The organism is Flavobacterium sp. (genome assembly GCF_046293665.1).
In the GTDB taxonomy this organism is placed as follows: domain Bacteria; phylum Bacteroidota; class Bacteroidia; order Flavobacteriales; family Flavobacteriaceae; genus Flavobacterium.
Genome location: NZ_JBKBOL010000004.1, coordinates 89,108 through 104,975, shown reverse-complemented (window position 1 = coordinate 104,975; position 15,868 = coordinate 89,108). Strand labels below are relative to the sequence as shown.

The 15,868-nt window shown below is 35.5% G+C and carries 20 protein-coding genes; 9 read left to right on the top strand and 11 right to left on the bottom strand.

The features are described from left to right. Nucleotides 1–55: 55 nt before the first annotated feature. From ACK4R1_RS08160 to ACK4R1_RS08145, 4 genes are all read right to left on the bottom strand, one after another. Nucleotides 56–916 carry a GNAT family N-acetyltransferase gene (locus ACK4R1_RS08160; RefSeq protein WP_409685650.1) on the bottom strand — a complete coding sequence of 287 codons (861 nt, stop codon included), beginning with the start codon at nucleotides 914–916 and terminating at the stop codon, nucleotides 56–58. Between the two features lie 69 nt (nucleotides 917–985). After that, entirely contained in the window at nucleotides 986–1,438 is a 453-nt protein-coding gene (locus ACK4R1_RS08155; protein ID WP_409685648.1) for a DUF6265 family protein, read from the bottom strand. Between the two features lie 71 nt (nucleotides 1,439–1,509). Continuing rightward, nucleotides 1,510–2,325 (bottom strand): DUF6597 domain-containing transcriptional factor, encoded by an 816-nt coding sequence (locus ACK4R1_RS08150; RefSeq protein WP_409685645.1) that lies wholly within the window; start codon nucleotides 2,323–2,325, stop codon nucleotides 1,510–1,512. A gap of 142 nt (nucleotides 2,326–2,467) precedes the next feature. Beyond that, nucleotides 2,468–3,535, bottom strand: a complete 1,068-nt coding sequence (locus ACK4R1_RS08145) for a branched-chain amino acid aminotransferase (RefSeq protein WP_409685643.1) — start codon at nucleotides 3,533–3,535, stop codon at nucleotides 2,468–2,470. 279 nt (nucleotides 3,536–3,814) lie between these two features. Here ACK4R1_RS08145 and ACK4R1_RS08140 point away from each other — a divergent pair, with 279 nt between their 5' ends. The 5 genes from ACK4R1_RS08140 (at nucleotide 3,815) to ACK4R1_RS08120 (ending at nucleotide 6,185) form a co-directional block, all read left to right on the top strand. Then, the gene (locus ACK4R1_RS08140; RefSeq protein WP_409685642.1) at nucleotides 3,815–4,321 is read left to right on the top strand and encodes a DUF4920 domain-containing protein; all 507 of its coding nucleotides are present in this window, start codon (nucleotides 3,815–3,817) and stop codon (nucleotides 4,319–4,321) included. 6 nt (nucleotides 4,322–4,327) lie between these two features. Next, nucleotides 4,328–4,786 carry a hypothetical protein gene (locus tag ACK4R1_RS08135; RefSeq protein WP_409685639.1) on the top strand — a complete coding sequence of 153 codons (459 nt, stop codon included), beginning with the start codon at nucleotides 4,328–4,330 and terminating at the stop codon, nucleotides 4,784–4,786. A gap of 2 nt (nucleotides 4,787–4,788) precedes the next feature. Then, complete coding sequence (mnmD, locus tag ACK4R1_RS08130) at nucleotides 4,789–5,463, top strand: tRNA (5-methylaminomethyl-2-thiouridine)(34)-methyltransferase MnmD (protein WP_409685637.1); 675 nt, start codon at nucleotides 4,789–4,791, stop codon at nucleotides 5,461–5,463. 120 nt (nucleotides 5,464–5,583) lie between these two features. After that, on the top strand, nucleotides 5,584–5,778 hold the full coding sequence (locus ACK4R1_RS08125; protein WP_409685635.1) for a hypothetical protein: 195 nt from the start codon (nucleotides 5,584–5,586) through the stop codon (nucleotides 5,776–5,778). Between the two features lie 212 nt (nucleotides 5,779–5,990). Beyond that, nucleotides 5,991–6,185: a hypothetical protein gene (locus ACK4R1_RS08120; RefSeq protein WP_409685633.1), complete on the top strand. Its 195-nt coding sequence runs from the start codon at nucleotides 5,991–5,993 to the stop codon at nucleotides 6,183–6,185. A gap of 34 nt (nucleotides 6,186–6,219) precedes the next feature. Here ACK4R1_RS08120 and ACK4R1_RS08115 read toward each other — a convergent pair whose 3' ends face one another. Continuing rightward, on the bottom strand, nucleotides 6,220–7,161 hold the full coding sequence (locus ACK4R1_RS08115) for a LysR substrate-binding domain-containing protein (RefSeq protein ID WP_409685631.1): 942 nt from the start codon (nucleotides 7,159–7,161) through the stop codon (nucleotides 6,220–6,222). A gap of 147 nt (nucleotides 7,162–7,308) precedes the next feature. On the opposite strand from ACK4R1_RS08115, the gene ACK4R1_RS08110 reads away from it, so the two are divergent. The 4 genes from ACK4R1_RS08110 to can all read left to right on the top strand — a co-directional run bounded on the left by ACK4R1_RS08110 (nucleotide 7,309) and on the right by can (nucleotide 10,698). Further along, a complete protein-coding gene (locus ACK4R1_RS08110; RefSeq protein WP_409685628.1) occupies nucleotides 7,309–7,593 on the top strand; it encodes a hypothetical protein in 285 nt (94 codons plus the stop codon). Between the two features lie 58 nt (nucleotides 7,594–7,651). Further along, nucleotides 7,652–9,283 carry a SulP family inorganic anion transporter gene (locus ACK4R1_RS08105; RefSeq protein WP_409685626.1) on the top strand — a complete coding sequence of 544 codons (1,632 nt, stop codon included), beginning with the start codon at nucleotides 7,652–7,654 and terminating at the stop codon, nucleotides 9,281–9,283. Between the two features lie 16 nt (nucleotides 9,284–9,299). Next, nucleotides 9,300–9,983, top strand: coding sequence for a carbonic anhydrase family protein (locus ACK4R1_RS08100; protein WP_409685623.1), 684 nt, complete (start codon nucleotides 9,300–9,302; stop codon nucleotides 9,981–9,983). A gap of 73 nt (nucleotides 9,984–10,056) precedes the next feature. After that, nucleotides 10,057–10,698: a carbonate dehydratase gene (gene can / locus ACK4R1_RS08095; RefSeq protein ID WP_409685620.1), complete on the top strand. Its 642-nt coding sequence runs from the start codon at nucleotides 10,057–10,059 to the stop codon at nucleotides 10,696–10,698. 57 nt (nucleotides 10,699–10,755) lie between these two features. Here the strand turns inward: can and ACK4R1_RS08090 are convergent, their stop codons facing one another. From ACK4R1_RS08090 to ACK4R1_RS08065, 6 genes are all read right to left on the bottom strand, one after another. Next, complete coding sequence (locus tag ACK4R1_RS08090) at nucleotides 10,756–11,952, bottom strand: LETM1-related biofilm-associated protein (protein ID WP_409685618.1); 1,197 nt, start codon at nucleotides 11,950–11,952, stop codon at nucleotides 10,756–10,758. A gap of 71 nt (nucleotides 11,953–12,023) precedes the next feature. Beyond that, entirely contained in the window at nucleotides 12,024–12,599 is a 576-nt protein-coding gene (locus ACK4R1_RS08085) for a YdeI/OmpD-associated family protein (protein ID WP_409685615.1), read from the bottom strand. Nucleotides 12,600–12,605: 6 nt separating this feature from the next. Then, nucleotides 12,606–13,133, bottom strand: a complete 528-nt coding sequence (locus tag ACK4R1_RS08080; protein WP_409685612.1) for a superoxide dismutase family protein — start codon at nucleotides 13,131–13,133, stop codon at nucleotides 12,606–12,608. 71 nt (nucleotides 13,134–13,204) lie between these two features. Next, nucleotides 13,205–13,729 carry a hypothetical protein gene (locus ACK4R1_RS08075; protein ID WP_409685609.1) on the bottom strand — a complete coding sequence of 175 codons (525 nt, stop codon included), beginning with the start codon at nucleotides 13,727–13,729 and terminating at the stop codon, nucleotides 13,205–13,207. Between the two features lie 122 nt (nucleotides 13,730–13,851). Next, complete coding sequence (locus ACK4R1_RS08070) at nucleotides 13,852–14,250, bottom strand: response regulator (protein ID WP_409685606.1); 399 nt, start codon at nucleotides 14,248–14,250, stop codon at nucleotides 13,852–13,854. Further along, entirely contained in the window at nucleotides 14,247–15,752 is a 1,506-nt protein-coding gene (locus ACK4R1_RS08065) for a PAS domain-containing sensor histidine kinase (RefSeq protein ID WP_409685604.1), read from the bottom strand. The genes ACK4R1_RS08070 and ACK4R1_RS08065 overlap by 4 nt, the downstream gene beginning before the upstream one ends. Between the last annotated feature and the right edge of the window lie 116 nt (nucleotides 15,753–15,868).

Here is a 15,868-nt window from a genome sequence, read left to right as displayed (position 1 = left end):
AGGGATAGGTTATATTTCAACTTATAACTCATAACTCATAACTTCTATCTTTAAACTACCCCAACTCAAAACTAGTAATCCCAAACACCTTTTCAATAGCTGTTTTTGGGGGCTTGCCATAATACATTCGAGCGCATTCAAAGACATAAGAGGCTTGGTATTGTTTGATTAAATTTACAGCCGCTTCATTGCAAACCGGAATGTCTAAATAAACCGGTTCGTCAATAGCTTCAGTAAGACAACGCTCGTAAAGTGCCTTCGCCACCGTTTCATTTTCGGCAAATAGCGGCCCAATTTTATAACCGGTTTGGCACTGTCTTATTACGGCAAAGCCATGTAAATTGTCGTTTTCACTATACTTAAAAGCTTTAGCATTAGAAGCCTTAAGCCAATGTGATAAAAAGTTAGAACGCGCCACCCCAAAACATTCCAAATCTAAAGCACTGATGGCATCAAAATCATTTTTAGTAACCATTTGAACCAATGGATTCATAGGATAGGCACTTCCCGTTTTTTCATAACGTTCGTCGCGATAAGCGATTTCAAAACCACCTTTTTGGTAAAACGGTTGCATCGCCACAACGCCATCCATACCAATAGTTGCGCCTTTTTGCAAACGAGAAAGCAAAGTGTCTCGGCGTTGTTGCCAAAGTGTCCGACCAATACCTTTCGACCTATAATCGGGATGAACAATAAAGAAACCCATGAAGCCAAACTGTCCGTTATAAGAAACTATAGAGCCGCCACCAATAAGTTTTTCATTCTCGAAATAGCCATAAAAACCATCAGGATCGCTCGCCCAAAATATCTCAGCATCTTGCAATCCGGGATTCCATCTTTCTAAAGCAGCCCAATGAACTAGAGTTTTAAACTCATCAAAAGTCAAAGGTTTGAAAGATAAAGCATCGGTGTTCATATATTCTAATCAAAGAATATAAAGTTAAACATTTTTATTATCGGTTAGTAAACTATTGCCTAATGCCTATTACTTATTGCCTATTTTAACCATCTTATACGAAAACCCTTGATCGTTATCGCCTAAAACTTGAACAAATAGTGTCTTATCATCAAGTTTGGTGTATTGTATTTTTTTAGGAAAGTCGTGGCTTAGGTTTTCAAAGGAGAATTTGTTTTTAACAGTTGTATTCAATACAAAATCAATTGGTTTTCCCTCATTTTGGTCTAGTACTGTGGCAGTATAAATGGTTTTATCGCCTAATGTTTTGATGGCTAAATTTTCAGTAGTCATTTTTTTTTCGCCTCTTATTGTATAAGAGCTGCCTTTTAATTCTTGGTCATTTACGACTTCCCAACTTTCATAGTTCTCTTTGGTTTCCATTTTCCAAGTGCCTTGCAGAAAGCTGAGTTTGGATGTTTCCTCTTTTTGGGTAAAAGAAAAAAGGGTCAAAATGGTAAGCAAGCTAATGATGGTTTTCATAATGTTTGTTTTAAAATTAGAAGACAAAGATGCGCGTTCTATTACTGTCAAAATTGTAAAAACGCGACAACTCATTCGCTTTCTGTAAACAGGTTAGACAGTTTTAAATTTTCAGCATAAAACTCCTTCGGACTGACACCGGTAAACTCTCTAAATTCTTTTATAAAATGGGCTTGGTCATAATAATGGTTGTCAAGAGCAATTTCGGTAAAACTTTTGAAATCATTCTTTAAGACCATTTTTAAGGTAGTTTGTAGTCTTACGATTTTCGCCAATTGCTTTGGACTAACACCAATTACCGAGGCAAACTTTCGCTCCAACATTCTTCGGTTGATTTTCATACTCTCTGATAATTCATCAATAGACAATTGCCCTTTCAATTCCAACATCATCGCAACGCTGTCTTTGATGGTTTTATCAATTTGTTTGGCATTCTTTAAGGCATTTAGTAAAAAATCTTCGGCTATTTGAATTTGCTCTTCAGTAGTAGTGACTTCAAGTATTTTATGTTGTAAAATCATTCCGGCTTCGCCAAATAGTTCTTCCAAAGGAACAGCTCGGTTTTCCATATTGCTAATCGGAATAGGAGCAAAAGGCGTAAACCCATCCGCCTGAAAACGAATAGCAAAGATGTTTGTTTCTCCTGTTGGTTCAATATACAATGGCTTGGTAATTTGTCCAAACACAAAGCATTTGGGTTGAATAATATAGTTGTCTCCTTTTATGTATTGTTTGTACAAATCACCATGGTGAAAAATCATTTCCATACAGCCATCAGGAACGATACGTTGTTTTTCGGGTTTGTCTTCTGGTGGAGATTTTAATGTCCAATAGCAATTAATAAAGTCCGATAAAGCCGAATGGGGTTCAAAAGTTTGATAAATCATACATTATTATTTGCTTGGCTAAAATTAATTAAAGTTTGAATAGATTTACGTTTTTAGTTCCTGAAATTACTAAATTATAAAACAAAAAACTCCGAGTTTCCCCGGAGCTTATTGTACTGTAAACTGTGACTGCGACTGAAAATTAAACCTTAACTGTCCATCCGAAAGTATCGTCAGCCAATTTGTATTGAATTTTAGTCAGTTTGTCTTTTAATTCTGTGGCGAATGAATTTTCTAATTTAGGTAACTCATAGTACACCTCTTTGTATTGGAATCCGACAATAGGATTAACTACCGCAGCGGTTCCTGCACCAAAAATTTCTTTTAAACTTCCGTCTTTGGCAGCGTTTACCAATTCTTCTACCAATACCGAACGAACTTCTACTTTAATACCTTCACGTTTCGCCAAGTCGATTAAGCTTTTGCGCGTTACACCATCCAAAATTCTTTCGCTGGTTGGTGCGGTATATAATGTATCATTGATTCTGAAGAAAACATTCATAGTTCCGGCTTCTTCCAATTTGGTATGCGTGGCATCATCTGTCCAAATGATTTGTTGGAATCCTTTTTCCTGAGCTAATTTTTGAGGATAGAATTGTGCCGAATAATTTCCGGCCGCTTTGGCTGCTCCAATTCCGCCATTGGCAGCGCGACTGAAATGTTCTGCAATGATTACTTTCACTTCGCCCGAATAATACGAACGGGCTGGCGATAAGATAATCATAAATCGATATTGAGTTGAAGGTTGTGCAATAACGCCCGAACCAATCGCAATCATAAAAGGTCTGATGTATAAAGTGTTGCCTAAGCCTTTCTTAACCCAGTCTCTTTCTAAATCTAGAATCGCATTCAAACCACCAATGAAGATGTTTTCAGGCACTTCAGGCATCGCCATTCTTTTAGCCGATTTGTTAAAACGATGTAAGTTTTCATCCGGTCTGAACAACCATACGTCGTCATTTTCGTCTTTGTATGCTTTCATGCCTTCAAAGATTGCTTGGCCATAATGAAACACTTTAGCTGAAGGATCAATTAAGAAGGGTTCGTAAGGTTTGATAATCGGTTTTTGCCACTGTCCTTCTCTAAAATCACAGATTAACATGTGGTCGGTAAAAGTATTTCCGAAGGCAAGGTTTTCAAAATCGACATCACTAATTTTAGAAGCAGAAGCTCTAACTATATCGATTTCGGAAGGTGTTTTTAACATCATTTAGTGATAGGTTTTGTGAGGAAAAACGATTTAATTTACTGAAAATCAAAACTTTGTGTGATTTGCCTCGAAATTATAAGTTGTGTTGTTAGTTTTTTGTAAAACTAATAAAAAAATATTAGTCATTAACACCCTAAAAAAATATTGAATGCTTTTTCGCAAATTCTCTTTTAGCAGTTATTTTTTGTCTTAATTTTTCATTAAATATTCAATTTATTTGACATTATATTATGTGAATTTGTTAATTGGATTACTTTTGTAATTCTAAAACAGATAAACATGAAAAAAATAAACTTATTCCTGATCGCCATTGTATTATTTGTAGGAAGCAATGCCATGGCACAAACAAAATCTAAAACACCTACCAAAGTATTTGATGCTAAAGATTATGCTTTATTTGGTGAAAAATTTAATGTAACTAAGATTTTGACCAAAGACCAAATGCTTAAAAAGTACAAGAATCTAAAAAAAGGCGACACCATCACAGTACAATTTCAATCTAATATTAAATCAGTTTGTAAAAAGAAAGGTTGTTGGATGAAAATGGAATTGGCCGGTGATGATAATTCTTTTGTAAAATTTAAAGATTATGCTTTCTTCGTTCCTTTGAATGCTGACAATAGTAATGCAATCGTTAGTGGTAAGGCGTTTGTAGATGTAGTTTCAGTAGAAGAGTTAAAGCATTATGCCAAAGACGGCGGAAAATCTGCAGCAGAAATTGCTAAAATTACCAAGCCCGAAGTTACTTACTCTTTTATGGCTGATGGTGTTTACATCAAAAAATAAATATTGATGAAAAAAGTTGTTGTTGTAATTTTAGTGTTGCTTTTTTTAGCTTTATCTGTCATCTCTTGTCAAAAAAAGGACGATAAAGTAGTTGAAGAAAAATGCGAGCCTAAAACCGAAAAGAAGTTGGAAATGTACCAAATGTCTGAAATGGCCGCTTTGATGGAGCAAATGTATGTAGACAACAAAAGATTAAAAGAACGCATTCAAAAAGGCGATACCATTGGTCAGTTTCCGCAACATTTTATGAGAATTCATGAAGCTGTTATGACTGATGAAACCGATAACGATGCTTTTTTCAAAGAGCAAGCCGGAAAGTTTATCAAAGCTCAGGAAATGATTTATAAAGATCCGAAGAACGCCAAAGAGCATTTTAATAAAGGAGTTGATGCTTGTATTCAATGTCACCAACAAAAATGTGGCGGACCGATACCGAGGATTAAAAAATTATACATCAAAGAATAATTTTGAAACGCGAAATTATTCAAACCCAAGATGGTTCAACCACCATACATTTACCGGAATGGAATGAAAGTTATCATTCGAAACACGGAGCAATCCAAGAAGCCTATCATGTATTTATAAAGAATGGTCTTTCCCTAAAAAAGGAAAAGACCATTTCCATTTTAGAGATAGGTTTCGGTACCGGATTGAACGCATTTATCACTTATTTGCATGCCAAAAGAAACACCAATCAAACAATAAATTATGTTGGCGTTGAAGCTTATCCGGTTGCTTTGGAAGAAGCTTTGCAGATGAATTATGCCCAAGAAATTGATGAAAATGAGCATCAAGTTTTTGAACTTTTACACCAATCGAGTTGGGAAAAAGCGAACCCAATTTCAACTGATTTTACGTTAACCAAGCGCAAGCAGTTTTTTCAAGATATCAAGGACAGCAATGCTTTCGACTTGATTTACTTCGATGCTTTCGGTTTCAGAGTACAACCTGAATTGTGGTCGGAAGCGATATTTAAGTCTATGTACGAAGCTTTAAAACCTAATGGTGTATTGGTTACTTATGCTTGTCGAACCTCAATTAAAAACGCTATGTTATCGGCAGGATTTTCTGTAGAAAAGTTGCCGGGCGCTCCGGGCAAAAGAGAAATGTTGCGCGCTACTAAAGGTGTTCTGAAAAATTAACTTTTTTTGTGGTTATTTTTAACTACAATTTTTTCTACCGATATTTTTTTTTCTATAAATTTGATAAAACAATTATTCGTTCTTATCTAATTCCTAAACCTAAAAAATTTAATCCGCTCTATGTCTAAAACAATGTTAGACCACACTAAGTCGGTGTTAAAAAGAGTAAGTTTTGATGTTGGCCTTTTTGGCAAAGAACTTGCAAAAGCATATAAGTTCTTATTACCATACGAACTGGAAGAGTTGACCAATTGGTTGCTGAAATTTACCGAAGAAAAGCCGGAACTTAGACAATGTATCTTAAATGTTAAATAATAAAAACTAAAAGGAATTTAAACGGTTCCTTTTTTTATGTTTAATCGTAATTATAGTAAGATAAAACATATTTAAAATCACAAAAAATGCATTTCATCGATTATTAAAGTAATTAAACGATAGTTTTTAACATTTTTTGTGGGATAAAAACATTTTTTATTTTACTTTTACTAAACGTTCTTACAATAAGATAACCCCAAATCTTAATTATTATGCCTAGAATGATCTACGATTACACTAAATCTGTACTCGAGCGAGTAAGTTTTGACCCGATACTTTTCGCTAAGGAATTAAAAAAAGCCGTAAAAAATTTGCTGCCTTATGAAATCGAACAATTAAAAAAATGGCTTCATTTTTTTACCAATGAGCATCCCGAGTTAAAAGATTGTTTAACTGTAGTTAGTTAACAGAAAAAAAATAAGGAGTTGGTGCAACAGCTCCTTATTTTTTTTGTATCGGACTGATGATTTCTACATTTTGAAAAGTAATGGCGCCTTTGATTACGCCTGAAATTGTGGAACGCAATGCATCAATGATGTGAATTTTCAACTCGTTTTTCGGAAAAATTAGGCTTACTTCTCGTGCCGGTTTTGGTTCAACAAAGTGTTTCAGCTTTAAGGCATCTTTGGCTGGTAAGTCTAATGTATGTAAATAGGGAAGCAATGTTGTTCCCAATCCTTCATCGGCTAGTTTTATAAGTGTTTCAAAGCTTCCGCTTTCTATTTGAAAATGACTTTTTTCTTCGTTGTTCAAGTTTTTACACAAGTTCAAAATACCATCCCTAAAACAATGCCCATCTTGCAATAACAGAATTTCATTTACATTCAAATCGCTAACCTCAATTTCCTTTTTGTGAAACGATTGGTGATTTTCCGGTATGTAAGCCACAAAGGGTTCGTAGTACAGTACAATCTCTTTAATTTTTTCATCTTCTAAAGGCGTAACCGCTATCGCGGCATCTAAATGACCATTCTTCAATTTGGTAATAATTTCAGCCGTATTTAACTCTTCGATGATGAGCTTAACTTTTGGGTATTTTTTGATGAAATTATTTAAGAACATTGGTAACAAAGTGGGCATCACGGTTGGAATAATGGCCAAACGAAATTCGCCTCCAATAAATCCTTTTTGTTGGTCTACAATATCCTGAATTCTATCAGCTTCGTTGACAATATTTTTCGACTGATTGACTATTTTTTGTCCAATTTCAGTCAGTTGGATTGGTTTTTTGGTTCGGTCAAAAATCTGTACCGCTAATTCCTCTTCAATCTTCTGAATTTGCATACTCAATGTGGGTTGTGTCACAAAACATTTTTCGGCAGCCAAAGTGAAATTTTTGTGTTCAGCAACTGCTAAAACATATTTAAGTTGGGTAATAGTCATAATATAGTAAAATTTGATGCAAAGATAAAAACTATCAATTTAACTTATAGTATTGAAGCGCTGTTTTTTATAAATTTGAGATATAAATCTTTGTTAAAATTTCAATAATGGCTTTTAAAAAGCAGGTTGAATAGCTATTTTTGCGATATGAAGTTCATAGCATCACTAATACTAATTTTATTCGTGGCTTTTCTTTCAACACCCACTGTGGTAACGTTGATTAAGAAAAGTACAGATATTTCAGTGTTTTATAGTTTTGCTGAAGAAGAAATTCACAAGGATATCAAGGAAGTTAAGGGTTTGAAACAATGTTTTGACTATCCTTTTACAGAACTTCAGTTGCATCCAAATTCTAAAATTATTTCCGAGAACTTGTCGCGTCATGACAATACTACTGAGGAAATATTCTCTCCACCGCCCGAGTTGATTTAATACAGCCGTTTTGGTTTTGCATACGCGAAACTTTTGTGTATTAAATTAATTTATAGGTATGAAAAAAATCAATCTTTTTGCCAACCTTAAAGCTGATTTCGCATCAGGTTTAGTGGTTTTTTTGGTGGCGTTGCCATTGTGTTTAGGTATTGCACTGGCTTCGGGCGCACCATTATTTTCGGGTATTATTGCAGGTGTTGTGGGCGGTATTGTAGTAGGTTATTTAAGCCAATCTCATTTAAGTGTATCCGGACCCGCAGCAGGATTAACTGCTATAGTGTTGACCGCGATTTCTGATTTAGGTGCTTTTGATATTTTCCTTTTGGCGGTTTTGATTGCCGGAGTTATGCAATTAGCCCTAGGTTTTATTAAAGCAGGAAGTATTTCGAATTATTTTCCAACCAATGTTATCGAGGGAATGTTGGCCGGTATTGGGGTAATTATTATTTTAAAGCAAATTCCTCATGCTTTTGGTTACGATAAGGATTATGAAGGCGATGAATCCTTCATACAACCTGATGGTCAAAATACCTTTACCGAAATATTTGGTGTTTTAGACCACATACAATTAGGTTCCTTAGTCATTACATTAGTGTCATTGGCCATCTTGATTTCTTGGAACAAGGTTAAGTTTTTAAAGAAATTGAAGTTGGTTCCGGCTGCTTTGGTAGCTGTTATTGTTGGGATTTTATTAAATGAATTTTTTATTCAATCGGGAAGTAGTTTGGTAATAACTAAGGAACATTTAGTGTCATTGCCGGTACCAACCTCTTTAGCAGAATTCAAAGACATACTAGTTTTTCCTGATTTTACTGCCCTATCCAATAGTAAAGTTTGGATTGTTGCTGTTACCATTGCAGTAGTGGCCTCTATTGAAACTTTGTTGTGTATTGAAGCTTCTGACAGAATGGATGTTCAAAAAAGATATACAGATACTAACGTAGAATTGAAAGCACAAGGAGTTGGAAATATCATCAGTTCATTATTGGGCGGTTTACCAATGACTTCTGTAGTGGTAAGAACTTCGGCTAATGCTGCAGCCGGAGCGAAATCAAAAATGTCAGCCATCATTCACGGTGCTTTGTTACTATTAAGTGTTTTGACCATTCCTTTTCTATTGAATAAAATACCTTTGGCTACTTTGGCGGCGGTATTGCTTTTGGTAGGCTATAAACTAGCCAATCCTAAAACAATTAAACATTTTTGGGAGAAAGGAAAGTACCAATTTGTTCCTTTCATCGCAACTTTTGTTGGGGTAGTGGTAACCGATTTGCTTAAAGGTGTTGCTTTGGGAATTGTCATCAGTATCATTTTTGTATTGAAAGGCAACCTCAAACGCGCTTACAGTTTCAGAAAAGAGGAATATGCCGATGGCGATGTGATTCACATTGATTTGGCCCAAGAAGTTTCCTTTTTGAACAAAGCGGCCATAAAATCGACCTTAAATGATTTGCCGGAGAATTCGAAAGTAATCATCAATGCTACAGATACCGTTTATATTGCTCATGATGTTCTCGATTTGATTAAAGAATTTAAAACCATCAGGGCTAAAGAAGAAAATATTAAGTTAAAATTGGTGGGATTTAAAAAGGCTTATCAGCTTGAAAATAGCGAAGGCTTTAAGAATACCGTTACTGTTGAACAAAAATATGACGCCATGAAACGTAAAATGGTGGATTTAGATAAATAAAAATTTATAAAGAAACATGAAAACATTAAATAAAGAATTACAGGCATCAATCTCTCCTAGACAAGCACTTGAAATATTAAAAAACGGGAATAACCGTTTTGTGTCTAATTTACAAGCACACCGTAACTTGCTTGAGCAAGTAAATGATACGCGCGACGGGCAATGGCCTTTTGCTACTATCTTGAGTTGCATTGACAGTAGAACTTCGGCTGAACTTATTTTCGACCAAGGTTTAGGAGACATTTTCTCGGTGCGTATCGCCGGAAATATTGTAAACACAGATATCTTGGGTAGTATGGAATTCGCTTGTAAAGTAGCCGGTTCCAAATTGATTGTAGTATTGGGTCACTCTAAATGTGGTGCTGTGAAAGGTGCATGCGACCATGTAGAAATGGGGAATCTGACAGAGCTACTTTCTAAAATACAACCTGCGGTTTATCAGGAAAAGGAAACTCAGGATAACCGAAACGCTTCTAATCCTTCATTTGTAGAGAATGTAGCAGAAATCAATGTGAAGCGCAATGTTAAGAATATCATTGAGCGTAGTTTCATTCTTGAACAAATGATCGAAAAAGGGGAAATTGGTATAGTAGGAGCTATGCACAATATTGAAACCGGTGAAGTGGTATTCTATGAAGACAGCTTGTACATTAAGGATGAATTCAATCCTGATTTCTCTGTGGCAGAATTGAGACATTAATAAATTAATAACATCGGCTTCAATCTCAACAGCAGGTGTGTATTATTTATTACATTTGAGACAAATTTAAGAAATGGACGATTTTTATAAAAAAATACTCGATAACAACAAAAAATGGGTGGAAACACAACTGGCCATCGACAAAGATTATTTCAAAGATCTTTCTAAAGGCCAAAACCCACCGCTTTTGTGGATAGGTTGTTCTGATAGCCGCGTGCCGGCCAACGAAATTATCGGAGCCAAACCCGGTGAAGTTTTTGTACACAGAAACATTGCCAATATGGTCATCCACAGCGATATGAATATGTTGAGTGTATTAGATTATGCCGTCAATGTCTTAAAAGTAAAGCATATTATTGTCTGCGGACATTATGGTTGCGGTGGTGTCAAAGCGGCCATGAGCAACCAATCTATAGGCTTAATTGACAACTGGATCAGACACATCAAAGACATCTATCGTTTGCATGAACATTACCTCAATGCCATTAAAGACGAAGAAGAGCGTTTCAACAAGTTTGTTGAAATCAATGCCCAAGAGCAAGTCTTTGATTTGGCTAAAACTTCCATTGTTCAAAGTGCTTGGAAAAATGGTCAGGAACTAACTTTACACGGTTGGGCTTACGGTTTAAATTCAGGTTATGTAACCGATTTAGACGTCAATATGAGTTCCAATGAAGACCTTGATGAAGTATACCGCTTAAAATTTACAAATTAAAATACCTTAAATTAATTTAATACCTTTAAAAAGCAATCCGGAAACGGGTTGCTTTTTTTAATCCTCAATGTTTTCATTAAAGGCCGAAGGCATCATTTGCGGGATAAATTTAATCAATATCGGTAGGAGTAAACCACCGCCGGGCAAAAGAAAAATAGTCAATGACGGTATGCTTTTGCAAATGTCAAGCAGTTGTTTTTTGATCTTTTTCTTTTCTTCTTTGTCTAAATCTTTGTGGGTAGATTTGGCCAATAACTGCATCAATTCTTTACTCTGCGAAATCTCTTTCAGCAACCTCGATTTGTTTCGGTTAATCAAAACCACCACACTTTCGGTAGTTTGATCATAAAAATGTTTCACCGGATTAGAAAAGTTGAAATACGGAATTTCCTTTTTATACTTTACAATAAAGTCATTGATAAAGTGTATGCTTTTCAAGATAAAATCATCCGTGACATTGATGGTTTCACCCAATTTAAACAGAAAATACCGTTCTTCATTTTCTACTTTTTCATCGCTCCATAAACTAATGCCGGCCAAATCAATGACATAGTATTTTTCCAAGTCATTAGAAAGATAACTCAAGTCTAAACCATCAATTGAAGTTGGGGTAGTTGTGCCAAATTTATTGTAACGCACCGACGACTCAAACAGCTTCGCCAACAAATCATCGTGTGGTGAAATGCCCGTTTTGGCTTTTAGTGAAATCGATATTATACTGATAACAATATCTTCTATTTTGTTTGAATATTTCTCGGGAACGCTGCCCTTTTCAAGGTGTTGTTTGAAAGCCAAGACATCTATAAACAATAACGCATTGGTAATCACATGCGAAAAGTTTTTGCTGAATAAGTCCTCATTGGTTTGCACGCGATCGTGAATGATTTTCTCCAACTTGCTCGACACCGAACTCGATTCCAACATCTTTTTTAACGGATTGAATCCTTTGGGAATCATCGAGTGGTAAAAGGAAACGGCTTCGCCTATAAAATCTTCGACGTCATTTTTTTGCTTCACCAAACGGTACATTTGATAAAGTGTGTTGAGCATCCCAATTTTAGACAACTCTTGAGGCAATCGGTCTTTGGTTTCAATTGAAATCGACGCATCAAAACCAACGACATGACCAAAAATAAACCCGGTAGTTCTGGTTCTCACATAGAAATCGGTTTCGCTTTGAGGAAACGAATGGGCTACCTGATTTTGCTCAACAAAAAACTTGTCTATCCAACCGTGAACTGAAGGGTTAATCATTTTAAAAACGTATTATGGGCACAAAACTAAATCATTTTTGTTGGTGATAAGTAATGATTTTGTTACCAAATTTAAAAAGTGCCACGCGATTTGATATTTTGTTCGCAAAGCGAAATAATTTCGGCAATTCTGGATTGTCGGGTTGCTTCTCGTTTGGCCTGATTCAACCAATACAAATAGCTTTTTCGATAGGATGGACTGAACCGGTTAAAATTATCCAAAGCCTTTGGATTTTGTTCAAAAGCACCGGCTAAGTCCTCGGGCATCACACCGTTTTCTACCGCATCTAATGATTCCCAAGATCCGTTTTGTTTGGCGATTTCAATTTTACGCAGCCCACTTTCGTGCATTAAATTCTCAGCGATGAGTTTCTCGATATAGGTTTTGTTGAGTTTGCTCCAAACACTTTTGTCTTTGCGTGGCGTAAACATTTGGCGTCGTCGTTCGTCGTCTATTCTCTTTACGGTAGAATCTATCCAGCCATAGCAAATGGCTACTTGCACTGCCTCTTCCCAACGCATGCTTTCTTCTTTGCTGGTTACTTTGTAAAAAATCAAATAAACACCCGATGACGAATGGTGGTTTTCGTGCAACCAATCGCGCCATTCTCTGGCATTTTTGAAGTATAAATGATCTTTTTCTTCCAAAGGCTGTTATTTTATGATAGCAGAACAAGCCAATCTCGCACCGGCATTTCCGGTAGGCTGGGTCACATAATCATCGGCTTTTTCGTGAACAATCACGGCTTTTCCTATGATATCTCTGGTTTCATCGCCACAACCCACGCACCATTCTTTAGTTTTGAACAATACAGTTCCATTCCCATCCGCTCCGACATAAAAATTATCCATATCGCCCTTGTGATGTTCATAATCTGTCCAACGACCGTGTTTTTTAAAGGTTGGGTTCCAATGGCCTCCGGTTGAAGTGGCATCAGCCGCAGAACAATCCGATTTTTCGTGAATGTGAATGGCATGCTCGCCTTGCTTTAACCCTGAGAAATTGGCAGTAAAAGTAACTTCTCCGTCTTTTTCAACAAAACTGGCAGTACCTTTTACATTGCTCCCGCTTTTAGATTGAAAAGTAATGGTAACTGATTTGCTTTTTTCTTTTGAAGACGAACTTTTACAACTAAATACTATCAACCCAATGGCTATGATTCCTAAGACTATTTTTTTCATGACTAATTGCTTTTTTAGATTTATAAAAGTACACAATTCAACCAAGGAATTCCTTTAAATTAGGTTAAAGTTTATTTGGTTTTTTCGCCTACGAAATAATCATTTTGTGATTTAAACAACACATTAAATGTGGTTAAGGTGCCGTAAATTCGGGTGATGTATTGTTGTAATTCTACTTTTTCTATTTCTTCTAAGTTACTGGCATTGATTTTTTGTTCCATTACCCTAAGTCGGTCACGAAGCATTACTATTTTGTGGAAAAACACATCAATCGGTACATCCTTAGGGGCTAATCCTGCTTGTCCGGGCGTGAGTTTCATATTCCCGCCTTTCCATTTGTCGCCTATGGCAACCGGTTCGCCTAAGCCGTTCCATTTTTTTAAGATGGATAATAAACTTTGTTCCACATCGTAAAAACTAACGGTGTCTACTTCGTTTTCGGCGTGTTCAATGACTTCAAATTCGCTGTCGATGGCTATGGTTTCTAATCCGTTTTCTATAAAGGTCACCCAATATTCTTTAGAGGATACATTGGTTACTACGCCTTTACCAAATTCGGCGTGATTGATTCTGGAGCCTATTCCCAATAGTTTCATATTTGTAATTTATGGTTTATGGCACTAAAATAGTAAATTGTAAGGAAAAAAAAATGCCGCTTTATTACAAAGTGGCATTTAGGTTTTTTCGGATTAGGTTGATTTTTTATCATGATTGATAATTATAAGGCTAAAATGATTTCGGCAAACTTGTCTTTAGTAACCGGTTTTATGATGTAATCGCTAACGGCACTTATTTTTTTCGCTTTCATAATGTCATGCGGTGAAATAGAAGAAGAGCAAATGTAAATGACAATTTTTTTAACATTACTTGACTTTAATGAAGTGAATTCGTCCAAAAACTGCCAACCGTCCATGATGGGCATCGAAAGGTCAAGAAATATTATTTCCGGTAGTTTGTATTGTGAATTCAAATTGTCTTTTAGGTAGTTTAAAGCGTCCAATCCGTTATTGAATACTTTCACTTCTTTGACATGATTTGTTTTTTCAATAATTTTTTTGGTGATAAAAATGAATGTGTCATCATCATCAACCAAGGCTAATAGTTCTATTTGTTTCATGATATTTGGGGTTTAAATTTTATGTAAAAAGTACTTCCTTTGTTCGGTGTACTGTCAATCCAGATATGGCCTCCCATGGCTTCCACTTGAGTTTTGGTCATAAACAAACCAAAACCTCTTGCGTCAGGATGTTTGTGAAATACTTTGCGAATTTTAAACATATTGTGTTTGTGTAAATCCAAATCAATGCCTAAGCCATTATCGGCAACAGCAAGCACAATTTCATTATCTTCATAATAGGTTTTTATTTTAATACTGACATTTCTGTCGGGCGATTTATATTTTAAAGCATTGCTGATTAAATTAGTAAAAATACTATCAATATAGCGTTGAGGATAAAATAGTGTCCCAACTTCATTAAAGTCGATAGCAATCTTGGCTTTGTATTGTTTGATTTGTGTCTCAAATCCAATTAAAATTTTGTCTAAGGTTTCTTTTAAATCAATTTTTGTTGATTCAACGGCAGCGTCTTGTCTTATTTGTAGTGATTCTACTAATTCATCTAAAATACCGTTAAGATGATTGATAACCGGTTGGACTCTTCCCAGAACTTCAGATTTTTCACTTTCTGTGTCACAGGTTTCCATGTAATCCAGAAGCATTGAAATATTGACCAATGGCGCTCTTAGGTTATGGGATACGATGTTACAGAAATCTACCAACTGTTTGTTTTGGTATTCTGTATTGATTAACATTTTGGCTATTTTTTCTTCTCCTCTTTTTCTTTCGGATATATCAGAACGAATGGCTACATATTGATAGGGCTTTCCCTGATCGTTTAAAAAAGGGACAATAGTAGTGTCAACCCAATAAGCGGTTCCGTCTTTGGCTCTGTTTTTTAACTCGCCTTTCCATACTTTACCTTTACCTATGGTTTTCCATAATTCCTGAATGAATTTTTGCGGATGATATGCCGAGTTAATAATTCGGTGGTCTTGACCTAAAAGTTCTTCACGATTGTATTTAGAGATTTTACAGAAATTATCGTTGACGTGAGTTATGATGCCTTTTTGATCGGTAATGGCAACGATGGATGATTCGTCCAAGGCATACTTGTAGTCTGATATTTCTTTTATTTTTTTTAATAATTCCTCTTCAGCATTTTTCCGTTCGGTTATGTCGGAACGAATGGCTACATATTGATACGGTTTTCCGCTTTCGTTTAGAAAGGGTACAATTGTGGTGTCAACCCAGTAAGCAGAACCGTCTTTAGCCCTGTTTTTTAGTTCGCCTTTCCAAATTTTGCCGTTTGCAATTGTGGTCCAAATACTTTTTATAAACTCCTTTGGATGATAACCTGAGTTAATTATTCTGTGGTCCTTCCCTAATAGTTCTTCACGAGAATATTTTGATATTTTACAGAAGTTATCATTGACATGGTTTATAATTCCTTTTTGGTCAGTAATAGCAATTATTGATGATTCATCGAGCGCATATTTGTAATCGGAGATTTCTTTAATCTTCCGAAGAAGTTCTTCTTCTTCTTTTTCTTTTTTGCTCATACCTATTTAAAGCTTTGTGAAATTTTTTAAATCATACCTAATTAATTTTAGAGGATATTTTCAAATTTAAGTAACTTTTTTCATCTATTTTTCTTTAATGTGTTAAAATTTTAACA

What these genes read in the sequence shown, in the direction of transcription:
- ACK4R1_RS08135 (WP_409685639.1), top strand. Translation starts at nt 4,328, where the DNA reads ATGAAAAAAGTTGTTGTTGTAATTTTAGTGTTGCTTTTTTTAGCTTTA.
- ACK4R1_RS08140 (WP_409685642.1), top strand. Translation starts at nt 3,815, where the DNA reads ATGAAAAAAATAAACTTATTCCTGATCGCCATTGTATTATTTGTAGGA.
- ACK4R1_RS08145 (WP_409685643.1), bottom strand. Translation starts at nt 3,535, where the DNA reads ATGATGTTAAAAACACCTTCCGAAATCGATATAGTTAGAGCTTCTGCT.
- ACK4R1_RS08080 (WP_409685612.1), bottom strand. Translation starts at nt 13,133, where the DNA reads ATGAAAAAAATAGTCTTAGGAATCATAGCCATTGGGTTGATAGTATTT.
- ACK4R1_RS08105 (WP_409685626.1), top strand. Translation starts at nt 7,652, where the DNA reads ATGAAAAAAATCAATCTTTTTGCCAACCTTAAAGCTGATTTCGCATCA.
- ACK4R1_RS08125 (WP_409685635.1), top strand. Translation starts at nt 5,584, where the DNA reads ATGTCTAAAACAATGTTAGACCACACTAAGTCGGTGTTAAAAAGAGTA.
- ACK4R1_RS08090 (WP_409685618.1), bottom strand. Translation starts at nt 11,952, where the DNA reads ATGATTAACCCTTCAGTTCACGGTTGGATAGACAAGTTTTTTGTTGAG.
- ACK4R1_RS08100 (WP_409685623.1), top strand. Translation starts at nt 9,300, where the DNA reads ATGAAAACATTAAATAAAGAATTACAGGCATCAATCTCTCCTAGACAA.
- ACK4R1_RS08075 (WP_409685609.1), bottom strand. Translation starts at nt 13,729, where the DNA reads ATGAAACTATTGGGAATAGGCTCCAGAATCAATCACGCCGAATTTGGT.
- ACK4R1_RS08120 (WP_409685633.1), top strand. Translation starts at nt 5,991, where the DNA reads ATGCCTAGAATGATCTACGATTACACTAAATCTGTACTCGAGCGAGTA.
- ACK4R1_RS08155 (WP_409685648.1), bottom strand. Translation starts at nt 1,438, where the DNA reads ATGAAAACCATCATTAGCTTGCTTACCATTTTGACCCTTTTTTCTTTT.
- can (WP_409685620.1), top strand. Translation starts at nt 10,057, where the DNA reads ATGGACGATTTTTATAAAAAAATACTCGATAACAACAAAAAATGGGTG.
- ACK4R1_RS08065 (WP_409685604.1), bottom strand. Translation starts at nt 15,752, where the DNA reads ATGAGCAAAAAAGAAAAAGAAGAAGAAGAACTTCTTCGGAAGATTAAA.
- ACK4R1_RS08070 (WP_409685606.1), bottom strand. Translation starts at nt 14,250, where the DNA reads ATGAAACAAATAGAACTATTAGCCTTGGTTGATGATGATGACACATTC.
- ACK4R1_RS08160 (WP_409685650.1), bottom strand. Translation starts at nt 916, where the DNA reads ATGAACACCGATGCTTTATCTTTCAAACCTTTGACTTTTGATGAGTTT.
- ACK4R1_RS08115 (WP_409685631.1), bottom strand. Translation starts at nt 7,161, where the DNA reads ATGACTATTACCCAACTTAAATATGTTTTAGCAGTTGCTGAACACAAA.
- ACK4R1_RS08110 (WP_409685628.1), top strand. Translation starts at nt 7,309, where the DNA reads ATGAAGTTCATAGCATCACTAATACTAATTTTATTCGTGGCTTTTCTT.
- ACK4R1_RS08150 (WP_409685645.1), bottom strand. Translation starts at nt 2,325, where the DNA reads ATGATTTATCAAACTTTTGAACCCCATTCGGCTTTATCGGACTTTATT.